The sequence below is a fragment of the Streptomyces sp. NPDC054883 genome, from assembly GCF_053610645.1.
Genome location: NZ_JBSGYT010000015.1, coordinates 15,772 through 29,666 on the forward strand (window position 1 = coordinate 15,772; position 13,895 = coordinate 29,666).

The 13,895-nt window shown below is 73.7% G+C and carries 13 protein-coding genes; 5 read left to right on the forward strand and 8 right to left on the reverse strand.

Annotated elements, in window-relative coordinates; all coding sequences use genetic code 11:
• Both ACWGH1_RS13960 and ligD read right to left on the reverse strand, forming a co-directional pair.
• Positions 1–906: an ATP-dependent DNA ligase gene (locus ACWGH1_RS13960; protein ID WP_453356913.1), complete on the reverse strand. Its 906-nt coding sequence runs from the start codon at positions 904–906 to the stop codon at positions 1–3.
• A complete protein-coding gene (gene ligD, locus ACWGH1_RS13965; RefSeq protein WP_453356914.1) occupies positions 903–1,787 on the reverse strand; it encodes a non-homologous end-joining DNA ligase in 885 nt (294 codons plus the stop codon). Before ligD ends, ACWGH1_RS13960 begins: the two co-directional genes overlap by 4 nt.
• Positions 1,788–1,818: 31 nt before the next feature.
• Here ligD and ku point away from each other — a divergent pair, with 31 nt between their 5' ends.
• Positions 1,819–2,910 (forward strand): non-homologous end joining protein Ku, encoded by a 1,092-nt coding sequence (gene ku / locus ACWGH1_RS13970; protein WP_453408679.1) that lies wholly within the window; start codon positions 1,819–1,821, stop codon positions 2,908–2,910.
• 118 nt (positions 2,911–3,028) lie between these two features.
• Here the strand turns inward: ku and ACWGH1_RS13975 are convergent, their stop codons facing one another.
• Complete coding sequence (locus ACWGH1_RS13975; RefSeq protein WP_453356668.1) at positions 3,029–3,826, reverse strand: nuclease-related domain-containing protein; 798 nt, start codon at positions 3,824–3,826, stop codon at positions 3,029–3,031.
• Positions 3,827–4,009: 183 nt separating this feature from the next.
• Between ACWGH1_RS13975 and ACWGH1_RS13980 the strand changes: the two genes are divergently transcribed.
• From ACWGH1_RS13980 to ACWGH1_RS13990, 3 genes are all read left to right on the forward strand, one after another.
• Complete coding sequence (locus ACWGH1_RS13980; RefSeq protein WP_453356669.1) at positions 4,010–4,330, forward strand: hypothetical protein; 321 nt, start codon at positions 4,010–4,012, stop codon at positions 4,328–4,330.
• Between the two features lie 153 nt (positions 4,331–4,483).
• Complete coding sequence (locus ACWGH1_RS13985) at positions 4,484–5,173, forward strand: hypothetical protein (RefSeq protein WP_453356670.1); 690 nt, start codon at positions 4,484–4,486, stop codon at positions 5,171–5,173.
• A complete protein-coding gene (locus ACWGH1_RS13990) occupies positions 5,170–6,414 on the forward strand; it encodes a histidine kinase dimerization/phospho-acceptor domain-containing protein (RefSeq protein ID WP_453356671.1) in 1,245 nt (414 codons plus the stop codon). The genes ACWGH1_RS13985 and ACWGH1_RS13990 overlap by 4 nt, the downstream gene beginning before the upstream one ends.
• Before the next feature lie 1,080 nt (positions 6,415–7,494).
• On the opposite strand, the gene ACWGH1_RS13995 is transcribed toward ACWGH1_RS13990, so the two are convergent.
• Genes ACWGH1_RS13995 through ACWGH1_RS14005 form a run of 3 tightly spaced genes read right to left on the reverse strand, consistent with a single transcriptional unit; the run spans position 7,495 to position 9,447 of the window.
• Positions 7,495–7,761 carry a hypothetical protein gene (locus ACWGH1_RS13995; protein WP_453354920.1) on the reverse strand — a complete coding sequence of 89 codons (267 nt, stop codon included), beginning with the start codon at positions 7,759–7,761 and terminating at the stop codon, positions 7,495–7,497.
• 10 nt (positions 7,762–7,771) lie between these two features.
• Positions 7,772–8,488: a TetR/AcrR family transcriptional regulator gene (locus ACWGH1_RS14000; RefSeq protein ID WP_453354919.1), complete on the reverse strand. Its 717-nt coding sequence runs from the start codon at positions 8,486–8,488 to the stop codon at positions 7,772–7,774.
• 29 nt (positions 8,489–8,517) lie between these two features.
• Entirely contained in the window at positions 8,518–9,447 is a 930-nt protein-coding gene (locus ACWGH1_RS14005; protein WP_453354918.1) for an AurF N-oxygenase family protein, read from the reverse strand.
• Between the two features lie 178 nt (positions 9,448–9,625).
• Between ACWGH1_RS14005 and ACWGH1_RS14010 the strand changes: the two genes are divergently transcribed.
• A complete protein-coding gene (locus ACWGH1_RS14010) occupies positions 9,626–10,747 on the forward strand; it encodes a ferritin-like domain-containing protein (RefSeq protein ID WP_453354917.1) in 1,122 nt (373 codons plus the stop codon).
• Between the two features lie 103 nt (positions 10,748–10,850).
• Here ACWGH1_RS14010 and ACWGH1_RS14015 read toward each other — a convergent pair whose 3' ends face one another.
• Complete coding sequence (locus ACWGH1_RS14015) at positions 10,851–12,323, reverse strand: penicillin-binding transpeptidase domain-containing protein (protein WP_453354916.1); 1,473 nt, start codon at positions 12,321–12,323, stop codon at positions 10,851–10,853.
• A complete protein-coding gene (locus ACWGH1_RS14020) occupies positions 12,320–13,693 on the reverse strand; it encodes an FtsW/RodA/SpoVE family cell cycle protein (protein WP_453354915.1) in 1,374 nt (457 codons plus the stop codon). The genes ACWGH1_RS14015 and ACWGH1_RS14020 overlap by 4 nt, the downstream gene beginning before the upstream one ends.
• Positions 13,694–13,895 lie beyond the last annotated feature (202 nt).

A 13,895-nucleotide genomic window follows, 5' to 3' on the forward strand; every position in this document is an offset into this window, starting at 1 on the left:
TCAGAGGTCCGTTCGCAGGCGCAGCACCTCCGGCGGCGGGTGGCGCAGCGAGGTGTGCCGGACCTCCGCCGCCAGGGGCGGGTCGAGCGGCCGGTAGGCCACCTCCCCGAGCCCGATGGCCGTGACGGTCGCCACCGCGCCCGCCCCGGCCGGGGCCCCGCCCGTACGGCCGGCCAGGGTCTGGGACAGCTCCCTGCGCAGCGGCGCCGAGAGCGGGCTCGACACCAGCGGGGCCTCGTCGTCGCCCGGCACGACCAGCACCAGCGCCGCCGGCCGGCGCGGTGTGCCGGTGTAGCCGATCACCGCCGCGTCCCGTACGTCGGTGTGCCGCAGCTTCTGCCAGGCGCGCCGGCCCGCCGGATAGGGCTGGTCCAGCCGTTTGACCACCAGCCCCTCGATGCCGCTGGCGGGCAGCGTCTCGTACCAGGTCTCGGCGAGCTCCGGGTCGGTCGTCATCGGCACCGGCTGGAGGGGCGGCCCGAGCGGGAGCAGCAGGTCCACCAGGAGCGCCCGGCGGCGTTCGTACGGGCGGCCGCGCACGTCGACCCCGGCCAGCTCCAGCACGTCGAACGCCGCGTACGAGGCCGGCAGGCTCTGCGCGAGCATCGGTGCGCGGGCCGCCGTGGCCGCCGCGCGCCGCTGGACGAGGGCGAAGTCGGTCCGGCCGTCGTGCCAGACCACGACCTCACCGTCGAGCACGGTCCCGGCGGGGAGCAGTTGCGCGGCCAGGGCCAGGTCCGGGAACGCGCCGGTCACGATCCGGCCGGAGCGGGCCTGGAGCACCACGCCGTCCGCGGTGCGCAGGATGACGAGCCGGTGGCCGTCGAACTTCGGCTCGTACGCCAGGCCCGCCGCCCGCGGGAGGGTTCGCACGGTGGCGGCGAGCGCGACCTGGACCCGGCTCACGGCAGCGCCCCCGCCTGCCCCGGGTCGGTGAGCGGGGCGAAGAGGTCGCCGGAGCGGGCCAGCCGGGGCGCGATGTCGTCGGCGAGGAACACCAGGTCGGCGGGGTTCGCACAGGCCGCCACCTCCGCCCACGAGACGGGTGCGGAGACGGTCTGGCGGGCACGGGCACGCAGCGTGTAGGGGGCGGCGGTGGTCTTGGCGGCGGCGTTCTGGCTGTGGTCGACGAAGACCTTGCCGGGCCGCAGCGCTTTGGCCATCCGGTGCACGACGAGCTCGGGGAGTTCCCGTTCGGCCTCCTGGGCGAGCTGCTTCGCGTACGCGGACACCCGCGCCGACGCGGTCGGCTCCAGCGGCGCGGACAGGTGGAGGCCCTTGGCGCCGGAGGTCTTGGGGTAGGCGTGCAGACCGTCGGCGGCGAGCCGGTCGCGCAGCCACAGGGCGGCGGCGCAGCACTCCACGACGGTGGCGGGCGGGCCGGGGTCGAGGTCGAGGATCAGCCGGTCGGCGACGGCGGGGCTGCCCGCCGTCCACTGGTGCACGTGGAACTCCACGACGAGGTTGGCGGCCCACATGAGGGTGGGCATGTCGGCGATGACCACCTGCTCGGCGGAAGGGTCCTCCGAGCGCGGGACCGGGCTGGTCTTCACCCAGTCGGGGGTACCGGGCGGCGGGTTCTTGGTGAAGAAGAGCTGCCCCTCGGGGCCGTCGGGGTAGCGCAGGAACGACACCGGCCGGTTGTGGACGTGGGCCAGCAGGGGCTGCGCGACGGTGGCGTAGTAGTGCAGCACCTCGCCCTTGGTGAAGCCGGTCTCCGGATAGATGACCTTGTCCAGGTTGCTGAGCGCGATGCGCCGCCCCTCCACCACGGTGATCGGCGTCATACGATGAGATTGCCATGAAACGGGAGGAACTGTGCGATCCATCTGGAACGGGGCGATTTCCTTCGGCTTGGTCAGCATCCCGATCAAGCTGGTGAACGCCACCGAGAGCCATTCGATCTCCTTCCGCCAGATCCACGTGACCGACGGCGGCCGGGTCCGGTACCGCAAGGTGTGCGAGCTGGACGGGGAGGAGGTGCCGGCGGCCGAGATCGGCAAGGGGTACGAGGAGGCGGACGGCTCGATCATCCCGATCACGGACGAGGACCTGGCGCAGCTGCCGATCGCCACGGCGAAGACGATCGAGATCGTGTCGTTCGTACCGGCCGACGAGATCGATCCGCTCCAGATGGACGCGGCGTACTACCTCGCGGCGAACGGGGCGACGGCGGCCAAGCCGTACACGCTGCTGCGGGAGGCGCTCAAGCGGAGCCGGAAGGTGGCGATCGCCAAGTTCGCACTGCGGGGGCGGGAGCGGCTGGGGATGCTGCGGGTCGTCGACGACGTCATCGCGATGCACGGACTGCTGTGGCCGGACGAGATCCGGCGGCCCGAGGGGGTCGCGCCGGAGACGTCGGTGACCGTCCGGGACGCCGAACTGGACCTGGCGGACGCGCTGATGGCGACGCTGGGGGAAGTGGACATCGATTCGCTGCACGACGACTACCGCGAGGCCGTGGAGGAGATGATCGCGGCGAAGGCGGGTGGGGCGTACGAGCCCGCGGAGGCCGTGAAGGAACCGGCCGGAGGTCAGGTGATCGACCTGATGGCGGCGCTGGAGCGGAGCGTGCAGGCGGCGAAGGCCTCGCGGGGGGAGGGCGGCGGCGGTGCCGCGGAGGCGGGGGCGGAGGGGGACGTGACGCCGATCCGGCGGAAGGCGGCCGCGGCTGCGCCGAAGGCGGTGGGCGGGAAGAAGTCCACGGCGGCCTCCGGGTCGGGGGCGGCGGCGAAGAAGACGGCGGCCGGGCGGAAGTCCACGTCGGCGTCGGGGTCGGGGTCGGCATCCGCGAAGAAGACGGGGTCGGGCGCGGGGAAGTCCGGGGGGACGAAGTCCACTTCGGCGGCCGCGAAGAAGACGGCGTCGGGAAAGAAGGCGGCGCCGGGGCGCAAGCGGCGCTCGGCGTGACGGTGCGCTGGCCGGGCGGGGCGCGGGTGCCGTGACCGTTGCCCGTGCCGCCGGGCGGGGCCGGGGCTCGCCTCGAACGCCGGCGGCTCTGGGGGTGGGGGCCGGGGCCAGGCGGGGGCTATCGGAACCAGGTGTGGGTGTCGCGGGCCAGAGCGAAGAGGGCTTCGGTGTCCGGGGGTTTGAGGGCAGGGGTGGCCGTCGTGAAGAAGGGGGCCGCCGTGGCCGGTTGGAGGACGCGGACGTCGCGCAGGGTGCGGGCCACCTCGACGGTGGAGGCGTCGACCACCGCCAGCACCGGCGTCGCCGGAGCCCGCATGGCGTGGCTGGCGTGGGCCGCCGCGCGGCGGATGCGGCGCACGTCGGGGCGCGGGTCGGCGCGGCCCACCGTGAGCAGCAGATCGCCCGCCTGGACCCGTTGACGCCGGCCCGCCACCGTGGCCACGCAGAACACCCCGGCCGGCCCGATCAGCAGGTGGTCGATCAGCCCGCCGCCCGGCAGCGGCACGGCGTGCAGCACCCGCCAGTCCAGCGCTTCGAGGGCCTCCAGCTCCGCCCCCACCGCCTCCAGGGCCCCGATCTCGCGGCGCAGCCGGTGCCGGGCCCGGGCGCCCGGCGCCCCGTACACCAACTCCCCCAGCAGCGGCTTGCCCGGGCGGTTCGGTGCCAGGTCCCGGTCCGGGGGAAGGGCCAGCCGGAGCCGCTCGACGGGCGTGGGTACCGGCGGCGGCCCGACGGCCACCTCACCGCTCAGGTACGGGCGCAGGGCCGCCAGCACCGCCCCCCGGCGAGCCTCCTCCAGCAGGCTGATCCGGTTGGTGCGCCGGTCGTACCAGGCCACCGTGCGGCCGTCCGGCAGGTTGACGAACAGCCGGCCGCGGCCGGGCCGGCCGCTCGGCAGCACCTTCAGTCCGCGCATCACCCTCACCCCCGGCGTCCATGGGAGCAGGCGGTGCGCCGCCCGGCAATCCCCCGTACGGCGCGAGGTGTAACGACTCCGCGGGGACGCCGTCGGCTCACCGTTACAAGGCCATCGCCCTACCGCAACGGCGCGCCCCTACCTTGGGACGTCCCAGGCCGAGCCCCACCGCAGAGGACTTTCGTGACCACCGTCAGCCGCCGTACCCTCGTTCGCGCCGCCGCCGTGACCGCGTGCGCCGGCGCTCTGCTCGCCGTGCCCGTCGCCGCCGCGCTCGCCGAAGGGATGCCGGCCGCCCCGGCCGGTACGCGGGCCCCGGGCGGCAGCCCGTCCCTGGCCGACGGCCGGCTCTCGTCCTGGGTCGGGGCCGCCACCCCCGGTCCGGAAGGGCAGGCTCCGGCCGGCAACGGGGCGTTGCTGCTCGCCGCGGGCGGCGGCATCGCGGCCGTCGGCGCCGCCGGGCTTGGCTTCGCGATGCTGCGGCGCGGCCGTACGGACGCCTGACACCGCGCGCCCGGCCACCTCCACGGCACCCGCGCGTCGCTCCCCCGTCGTCGGGGCGTCGCCCATGTGTGCGGGCGAAACCGGACCGGGGCGGCCTAAGGTTGGCGGGAAACCGCCCGCCACTCCGGCACCGCGAAGAGGAGGCCCACCGCTGTGCGCACGCTCCTCTTCCGCGCGGGTACCGGGCTGCTCGTGTCGGCCTGCCTGCTGCCGCTGCTGTCGGCGTGCGGCGACCCGGGCGGGCTGGCCGCCGCCGGGCCTACCGCGACGGCGCGCGGCCCCGTACGGCTGTGGCCGGGGCGCAAGGGGGCCGACGTACCGCCCGCACCGCCCGGGGGCGTGCAGCCGGTGTACGTGCAGGGTCTGCCGCCGGTGCACGACCAGAACGTGCACGAGGTGGACGCGGTGGCCCTGGTCCAGGCGGAGCTGCGTGCCCACCGCGGCGCCGTGACCGGCGCGGACGGGATGCCGAAGGAGACCGCCGACGCGATCCGGGCCTGCGGGACGGAGGCCTCGGAGAGGTGCCCGGTGCTCGCCCCGTACTACCGGGACCTCACGGGGAACGGTAAGGACGAGGTCGTCGTCGGGATCGAACTGCCCGGCAGCATGATGTCCGTGCGCGCCTACACGGCCGACCCCGACGGGCGGCTCAACCGGATCATGGCGACCACCGAGACCGTCATCGGCGTCGAGCTGGCCGGGGAGAACGTGGTCGTGCACGCGCCGAGCGGGCATGCCGGGTACGAGCTGATCAGCACCTGGTCGTGGGACGAGAAGCAGCGGAGCATGCTGGCGACGCGCGAGCAGATCGTACGGGCGCCCGCGCGCCCGCGGACGTCATGAGGGCCCGGCTGCCCGCATGGACCGCCACGCTCACCTGGAAGGCGGCGTGCTTCATCGTGGTCATGTGCTGTGCGCTGGCGGCGGCGCTGGGCGCGCTCGTGCACGTGGAGGTCACCCGGCAGACGGTGGACAACGCGCGCGACCGGGCCCTGGAGAAGCTGGGCGACGCGACGCGGGCGTACGAGGCGGGCGAGGCGCTGCCGCCGCGCTCGTCGCTCGATCCGGCGGGCCTGCCCGGACCGCTGCGGAAGCTGGCGCTGGGCGGACGGCGGGGCACGGTCGTGGCCGACTTCCGCGGTCGGCAGGTCATGTGGGCGGCCGGCCCGGCGGACGGCCGGGCCCTGGCCACGGCCGTTGACTACAGCCAGGCGGCCCGCACGATCAGCGGGCTGGACCACGCGATCATCGGCTCCTCGCTGCTGGCGCTCGGCGGCACGCTGCTGGTGGGCGCGTTCGCGGTGACGCGGGTGACGCGGCGGCTGCACCAGACGGCGACGGTCGCGCGGCGGATCTCCCAGGGGGACCTCGACGCGCGGGTGGGTGACCCGCGGACGAAGGACCCCGCGCGGCGCCAGGACGAGGTGGCGACGGTCGCGGGCGCGCTCGACACGATGGCGGCCACCCTCCAGGGGAAGCTGGAGCGGGAACAGCGGTTCACGGCGGACGTCGCGCACGAGTTGCGGACGCCGCTGACGGGGTTGCAGGCCGCGTCGGAGCTGCTGCCGGAGGGGCGGGCGACGGAGCTGGTGCGGGAGCGGGTGCGGACGATGCGGGGGCTGACGGAGGACCTGCTGGAGATCTCGCGGCTGGACTCGGGCCGGGAGGTGGTGGAGACGGACCTGCACCAGTTGGCGCGGCTGGCACGGCGGGTGGTGCGGGCGTCGGGGACGCCGACCGAGGTGGTCGTGGTGCGGGACGCGCTGGTGGAGACGGACCGGCGGCGGCTTGAGCGGGTGCTGGGGAACCTGGTGGCGAACGCCCACGGGCACGGGCGGGAGCCGGTCGTCCTGACGGTGGACGGGCCGGTGGTGACGGTACGCGATCACGGGGACGGGTTCCCGGAGTACCTGCTGGAGCAGGGGCCGCAGCGGTTCCGCAGCGCGGCGGAGGGGTCCCGGGCCGGGAAGGGGCACGGCCTGGGGCTGACCATCGCGGCCGGCCAGGCCGGGGTGATCGGGGCGCGGCTGGAGTTCCGCCAGGCGGAGGGGGGCGGGGCGGAGGCGGTGCTGCGGTTGACGTAGCCCTGGCCGGGTGTTGCGGGGGGTGCCGTTGCCCGGGCCGGGTGTTGCGGGGGGGCCGTTGCCCGGGCCGGGCGTTGGGGGGTGCCGGTGCGGGTTGCCCGTGCCGTCGGGCGGTGGCGGTGCCGAGTTCGGCTGGCGCGCCGTTGCGCGAAGCGGTCCCGGCTTCGCCGGGCGCCTCAATCGCCGGCGGGGCTGGGTTTGGCTGCGCTCGGGCGGGGTGCCGGGTGCGTGGCCGGGATGGGGGGTCGTCCGGGGCGGGCATGATTTATGGCGCCTGTGCGGAGCGGAATGAGCGCGGCCCCTACGCGCCACAAATCACGTTTTAGCCCCGGCCAACCCCCCACCCCGCCCCCACCCCCGTCATCACCTTCCAGCCCCGCCGGGAAGGCCATATCCACATCCCGGCCCGCCATCACCTTCCAGGCCCGCCATCACTTCCCAGCCCCGCCCGGGGAGGTCACCTCACATCCCCCGGGCCCGGCATCCTCTCCGGCCCCGCGGACCATGCCCATCCCCCCGGCCCGGCAGCCTGTCCGGCCCCGCGGACCATGCCCATCCCCCCGGCCCGGCAGCCTGTCCGGCCCCGCGGACCATGCCCATCCCCCCGGCCCGGCATGTTGGCCGGCGCCGGCCATGCCATCCCCCGGCCCGGCAGCCTGTCCGGCCCCGCCAGAGGCAAGTCCGCTGGCCGGGCACGTTGGCCGGATCCGCCGGGGGCAGATCCGCCCCGCAGGGCCGGCCCTGCGTGGGTAGGCTAAGGGACACCGAGGGGCACAACCGTCCCGCCCGGGCGGGACCCGGATCACGTTCCCACCCACCAGGCCGGGGTCGGGTGAGGGGTGGGGTGTTGACCGGGGCTAAAACGTGATTTGTGGCGCGTAGGGGCCCTACTCCACTGGCGCGCAACAGGCGCCATAAATCATGCCCGCCCCGGACAACACCCCACCCCGCGCCCGGACCCGGCCCCCACCCCCAGCCCCGCCGGCGCTTGAGGCGACAACCGGCCCCGCCCCACGGCACGGGCACCCCGCACGGAACCCGGCCCCGCCCCACGGCACGGGCAACCCGCACGGAACCCGCCTAACGACCCGGCCAGGGCCACGGCCAGCGGGCCCGGGGACGCGTGCCCTCCGGGCGGAACGCGTACTTCCAGCCCTTCTGGAGCCCCAGGCGTTTCGTCTGGCCCGCCGGGACCCGTTCGTACAGCAGGACCGTCGGGGCCGCGCCCCCCGGGTCCGGGACCGGGATCTCGTACCACTTCGGCGGGTGGCCGGTCGGGCCCACCAGGACCGGCAGGGACCGGCCGTCCATCGGGCCGCCCTCGAAGGGGGTGACTTCGCTTCTCACCCCTCCAGTGTCACAGCAGGTGCGCCGCCTCGGAGACCACCGGGATCACCCGCCGGGCCAGCACCCCGACCGGGCCCTCCGCCGATTCCAGGGCCAGCGCCGCCCGCGCCGCCGCGGCCGTTTCCGGGTCGGTGGCGGCGGTCGCGGTCAGGAGGGCGATGAACTGGTCCACCAGCCAGTCCCGCAGCGAGCCGACCTCCGGCTGCTTCCCCTCGTCGATCCAGATCAGCGAGGCCCCTTCCACGGCCGTGATCCAGGTCCGCACCATCATCCGCAGCCGCGGACCGGGGTCCGGGACGGCCAGGTGGAGCAGGATCTGTTCGGCCGCGGCGCGGCGGATGCCGTCCACGGTCGCCGTCGTACGGGAGGTCTCCACGACGCTGCCGCCCTGGAGCAGTGCCGCGAAGCCGGTGTCGTGTTCGTCGACGAAGGCCAGGTAGCGGTCCAGGGCCCGGGACAGCCGCTGGGTCAGCGGGCCGGCCTGGGGCTGCGCGAAGCACTGCTCCAGCAGCTCCGCCGCCGAGCGCAGGGCCGCCTCGTACAGTTGCTGCTTGCCGCCCGGGAAGTAGCGGTAGACCAGCGGGCGCGAGACGCCGGCGGCCTCGGCGACGTCGTCCAGGGAGACCTCCTCCGGCGCCCGGTGCGCGAACAGCGACAGGGCCGCGTCGAGGAGTTGGGCCCGCCGCTCCTCGACGCTCAGCCTGCGGTACGCCCGTACGGTCGTCATGCCCGCAGGGTAACCCCGGGGGCGGGCGGTCAGGCGAGGAGTCCCGAGCTCCGCCACAGCCTGCGGCCGACGCCGCGCAGCACGCCGATGTCGTCGAGGAAGTCCGTGAGCCGCTTGGCGCCGGTCTGCATGACCTCCCGCCGGTGGCCGCTGGCCTTGACCTGGGCGACGGCTTCGCGCCGGTCCAGGCCGATGTTCTCGTAGACCTGGGGGTTGACGAAGGCCAGCGAGAAGACGCGGGCGGCCTCGCCGCAGCTGATCCGGGTGAGTTCCTGCTCCCAGCGCGGGGCCGTCAGCATCTGGCGGCGCAGTTCCTCGCGGGCGTAGCGGACGTGCCGGGCCTCTTCTATGACGTGGATGCGGGTGACCCCGCGCACCAGCGGCTGGATGCGCTCGTCCGGGAAGGTCAGGCGCTGCATCCAGTCGAGGATCTCCTCGCCGAGGAGGGTGCAGGCGAAGGAGCCGGGGGTGGTGGAGACCGTCTTGAGGACGCGGGCGAGGTTGTGGTGGGTGCGCGAGACCGGGTAGGCGGGGGTGTCCGCCTTGCGGATCATGCGGGCGAACATCATGGAGTGCCGGCACTCGTCGGCGATTTCGGTGAGCGCGTAGCGGACGTGGTTGCTGACCAGCGACTTGTCGTAGATGTGCCGGACGAGCAGCTGCATCAGGATGATCTCGAACCAGATGCCGAGGGAGCCGAGCGCGGCCGCCTCGTGGCGGGAGAGGTCGATGCGCTGTTCCTCGCCCATCTTCTTCCACAGCGGCGTGTCGTAGAGCGAGAGCAGTTCGGGCGGCCAGTAGTACTTGCCGTCGATCGGCGGGGCGTCCCAGTCGAGTTCCCGGTCGGGGTCGAAGGAGTGCTTGGCCGATGATTCGAGCAGCCGTTCGGCCGTCTCCTCGCGGTCCTTGAGGAGGCCGAGGGCGTCCCTCGGCGCTGCTCGATCGGTCACGGTCGTCATGGCTTCGGACACCTCGCTCGTCGAGTTACCGGCGGTCACTGCTTATGAGACTGCTTGTCAGCAAGACCGTCAATCCCCCGGCACGACTTGTTGACCCCGCGTCTACCAACGTGTGACGCTGCGGGCGGTGGCCAACTGTCCAGTCCTGTACGCGAGTACGCGAGGCAAGGGGGCGTCAGTGTCGACGCACGAGCTCTACACCAAGGACCCGGGCGAGGGCGTCTGGCAGGTTCCGGCCTCCGGCGCCGCCCGCTTCAGCTGGGAGTACGACGGAGGCCGGGAGCGGCTGCTCGCCTTGTACCAGAAGGGCAAGGACAAACAGTGGGACGGCGCCAAGCGCATCGCGTGGGACCTGGAGGTGGACCCGTACGATCCGCTCGGCACCCCCGACGAGGTGCTGACGCTCTACGGCACCCGGTACTGGGCCAAGCTCACCGACAAGGACAAGGGCGAGCTGCGCCGCCACTACGCGGCGTGGAACTTCAGCCAGTTCCTGCACGGGGAGCAGGGCGCGATGGTGTGCGCGGCGCGCATCGTGGAATCGGTGCCGGATCTGGACGCGAAGTTCTACTCGGCCACCCAGACCATGGACGAGGCCCGGCACGCGGAGATCTTCGGGCGCTTCCTGCACGAGAAGGTCGGGATGCTCTACCCGATCAACGACAGCCTCCAGGGGCTCCTCGGCGACACCTTGCGCGACTCCCGCTGGGACATGCCGTACCTGGGCATGCAGGTACTGATCGAGGGGCTGGCGCTGGCGGCCTTCGGGATGATCCGCGACACGACCGACAAGCCGCTGCCCAAGCAGATCCTGGCGTACGTGATGCAGGACGAGGCCCGGCACGTGGCCTTCGGCCGGATGGCGCTGCGGGACTACTACAAGCAGCTGACGGACGCCGAGCTGCGCGAGCGCGAGGAGTTCGTGATCGAGGGCTGCTACCTGATGCGGGACCGGCTGCGCGGGGTGGAAGTGCTGGAGAACTTCGGCATCCCGAGGAAGGAGGCGGAGGAGTTCAGCGAGCAGTCGGAGTTCCTGCACCTTTTCCGCCGGCTGCTGTTCAGCCGGATCGTGCCCTGCGTGAAGGACATCGGGCTGTGGGGTGACCGGCTGCAGCGGGCGTACCTGGAGATGGGCGTCTTCGAGATGGGCAACTCCAACCTCGACCTGCTCATGGGCGAGGACGAGGAGATCGCCGAGGCGCTGGACCGGGAGCGGTTCGCGGCGGAGGAACGCGACCGGGTGGCGGAGGTCCGGGCCGCGATCGAAGAAGGCGCGCAGAGCGCCAGCCCGAGCGCCTGAACAGCCCGAGCACCTGCGCACGCCGGGCGCCTGAGCGCGCCGACCGCCTGAGCACCAAGGGCGCCCGGGCATCTGAGTGCCCCCGGCGCCCCGGGCATCCGCCTCACGGTACGGGCGGCTTCGCCGCCAGCGCGGCCGCCATCACCGCTCGCGCGATCGGGGCCGCCGCGCTGTTGCCGCTGATGTCGCCGCGGTCGGCCGCCCCGTCCTCGACGACCACCGCGACGGCGACGGCGGGCAGCGGCGCGCCCCGATCCCTGGCCCAGGCGATGAACCAGGCGTACGGCGTGCCCGCGTTGCCGACGCCGTGCTGCGCGGTGCCGGTCTTGCCGCCGACCACCGCGCCCGGGAGGGCGGCGTTGCGCCCCGTGCCGTTCTCCACCACCTTGACCATGAGGTCCTGCACGCGCAGCGCCGTCGCCGGGCTCATGGCCCGGCCCAGCGTGTGCTGTTCGCCGCGGCGCACCTGGCTCCCGTCGTCCTGGGTCGTGCGCTCCACCAGGTAGGGGCGTTTCAGCTCCCCGCCGTTGGCGACCGCCGCCGCCACCATCGCCATCTGGAGCGGGGTGGCCTTGGTGTTGAACTGCCCGATCGAGGACAGCGCCAGCTGGTCGGGGCTCATGTCGGTGTCGAAGGCCGACGGCGACACCCAGGACGGCACGCGCAGCCCGTCGTCGTTGAAGCCGAAGCGGCGCGCCGCGTCGACCATGCGGGCCAGGCCCACCTGTACGCCGATCTTGGCCATCACCGTGTTGCAGGACCACTGCACCGCCTCGGCCATCGAGGCGTCCTCGCAGCCGGTGGCCTCGTTCGGCAGCAGGGTGCTGGTTCCCGGGAGCGGGTACGGGTCGGGGGTCACGGTCGGGGCGTCCACGTCCTTGACCACCCCGGCGTCGAGCGCGGCCGCCGCCGTCACGATCTTGAAGGTGGAGCCGGGCGGGTACGTCTCGCGCAGCGCCCGGTTGAGCATCGGCTTGGCGGGGTCCGCGTTGAGCCGCGTCCACGCGTCCTTGACCCGCGCGCCGGTCCCCGAGAGCGCCGCAGGATCGTAGGAGGGGCTGCTGACCAGGGCCAGGATCCGCCCGGTGGCCGGCTCCAGGGCCGCGACCGCGCCCCGCTTGCCCGCCAGCCCCGTGTACGCGGCCCGCTGCACCGCGTCCCGGACGGTCGTCACCGCGTTCCCGCCGGGCGGGTGGCCGCGCGCGAGGTCGTACCAGAGCGGGAAGGCGGACAGGCCCGGATCGGTGCCCGCCAGGACGGCGTCCTCGGCCCGTTCCACGAAGCTGGTCCCGTACGTCTGGGAGGAGAAACCGGTGACGGGCGCGTAGAGCGGGCCGTTGGCGTAGGTGCGCTCGTAGCGCAGCAGTTGGCCGCTGTCGCGCGACCCGGTGACGGGCCGGCCGTCCACCAGGACGTCCCCGCGCGGTTTCGCGTACCGCTCGACGGCGGCGCGCTTGTTGGCCGGGTTCGCGCCGTAGGCGGCGGCCTCCCAGACCTGCACCCGGCCCGTGTTGACCAGCAGGGCGGCGAGCAGGAGCGCGCAGAAGTACGCGCACCAGCGGATGTAGCGGATCACGCGACACCCGCCTCTCCGGCCGGCGCGGGCCTGCGGGCGCTGTCCCCGAGCCGGATCAGCAGGGCGACGATGATCCAGTTGGTGACGACGGACGAGCCGCCCTGCGCCAGGAACGGCATGGCCATGCCGGTGAGCGGGATCAGTCCGGTGACGCCGCCGGCGATGACGAACACCTGGAGGGCCAGGATCGAGGCGAGCCCGGTGGCGAGCAGGCGCCCGAAGGGGTCGCGCAGCGCGAGCCCGGCGCGGAAGCCCCGGTCCACGAGGAGCCCGTAGAGCAGCAGGATCGCGGTCAGGCCGACGAGCCCGAGTTCCTCCCCGGCGGTGGCCAGGACGAAGTCGGACTTGGCGGCGAAGCCGATGAGGAACGACTGGCCGTGGCCGAGGCCGGCGCCGAGGAGGCCGCCGGCGCCGAAGGCGAAGAGGGACTGGGCGAGCTGGCCGGGGCCCTCGCCCCGCGCGATGGAGGCGAAAGGATTCAGCCAGTCCTCGACGCGGCTGTGCACGTGCGGCTCGAACGTCCCGACGGCGTACGCGCCGAGGGCCGCGAGCAGCAGCCCGATCGCGATCCAGCCGATCCGTCCGGTGGCGGTGAACAGCATGATCACGAACAGGCCGAAGAAGAGCAGGGACGTGCCGAGGTCCCGTTCCAGGACCAGTACGCCGACGCTGAGCAGCCAGATGGTGAGGATCGGGCCGAGCACCCGGCCGGGCAGCAGGCGCAGTTTCCACAGCAGCCGGCGCCCGGTGAGGGCGAGGGCGGTGCGGTTCGCGGCGAGGTAGGCGGCGAAGAAGACGGCGAGCAGGATCTTGGCGAACTCACCCGGCTGGAAGGAGTACCCGGCGAACCGGATCCAGATGTGGGCGCCGTTGACGGCCGGGAAGAAGACGGGGACGAGCATCAGCGCGAGCGCTGCGGCGACGGAGAGGTACGCGTACCGCTGGAGGACGCGGTGGTCCCGCAGCACGGCGACGACCAGCACGAACAGCGCCAGCCCGAGGCCCGACCAGCGCAGTTGCTCGTCTGCGGTGGGGTGGCCGGGGGTGGCGAGGTCGAGCCGCTCGATCAGGACCAGGCCGAGTCCGTTGAGCAGGACGGCGATCGGCAGTACGAGCGGGTCGGCGTACGGGGCACGGAGCCGGACGGCGAGGTGCGCGATCAGGGCGGCGGCGGCGAGCCCGATGGTGCGGCGGGTGACGGCGTCGGGGAAGTGGCCGGTGGCGGCGAGGCCGACGTAGAGGTGACCGAGTACGGAGATCAGGACAGCCCCGGTCAGCAGGGTCAGCTCGACGCCCCGCCCCTTGGGGGTCCGGGCGTCGGGAGGCGGGGGCGGGGCGGGCTCCGTCACCTTCGCCGTCAGAGCGGTCATGAGGGGAACGTAGCAAGCACGGGAACGTTATGTCCGCTTATGTCACAGTGCGCCGAAGAGTCGCCACAAACGGTCGGAATACGTGGCGATCGCGAGCCGTGGCGGCGGCCGGATCCCGCCGCCGCGACCCGCCGAACAGGTGACGCGGCTTCACCCCGCCGGTCCCGCTGGGCGATTCGTCATACCGGGCATGGCAGCATCG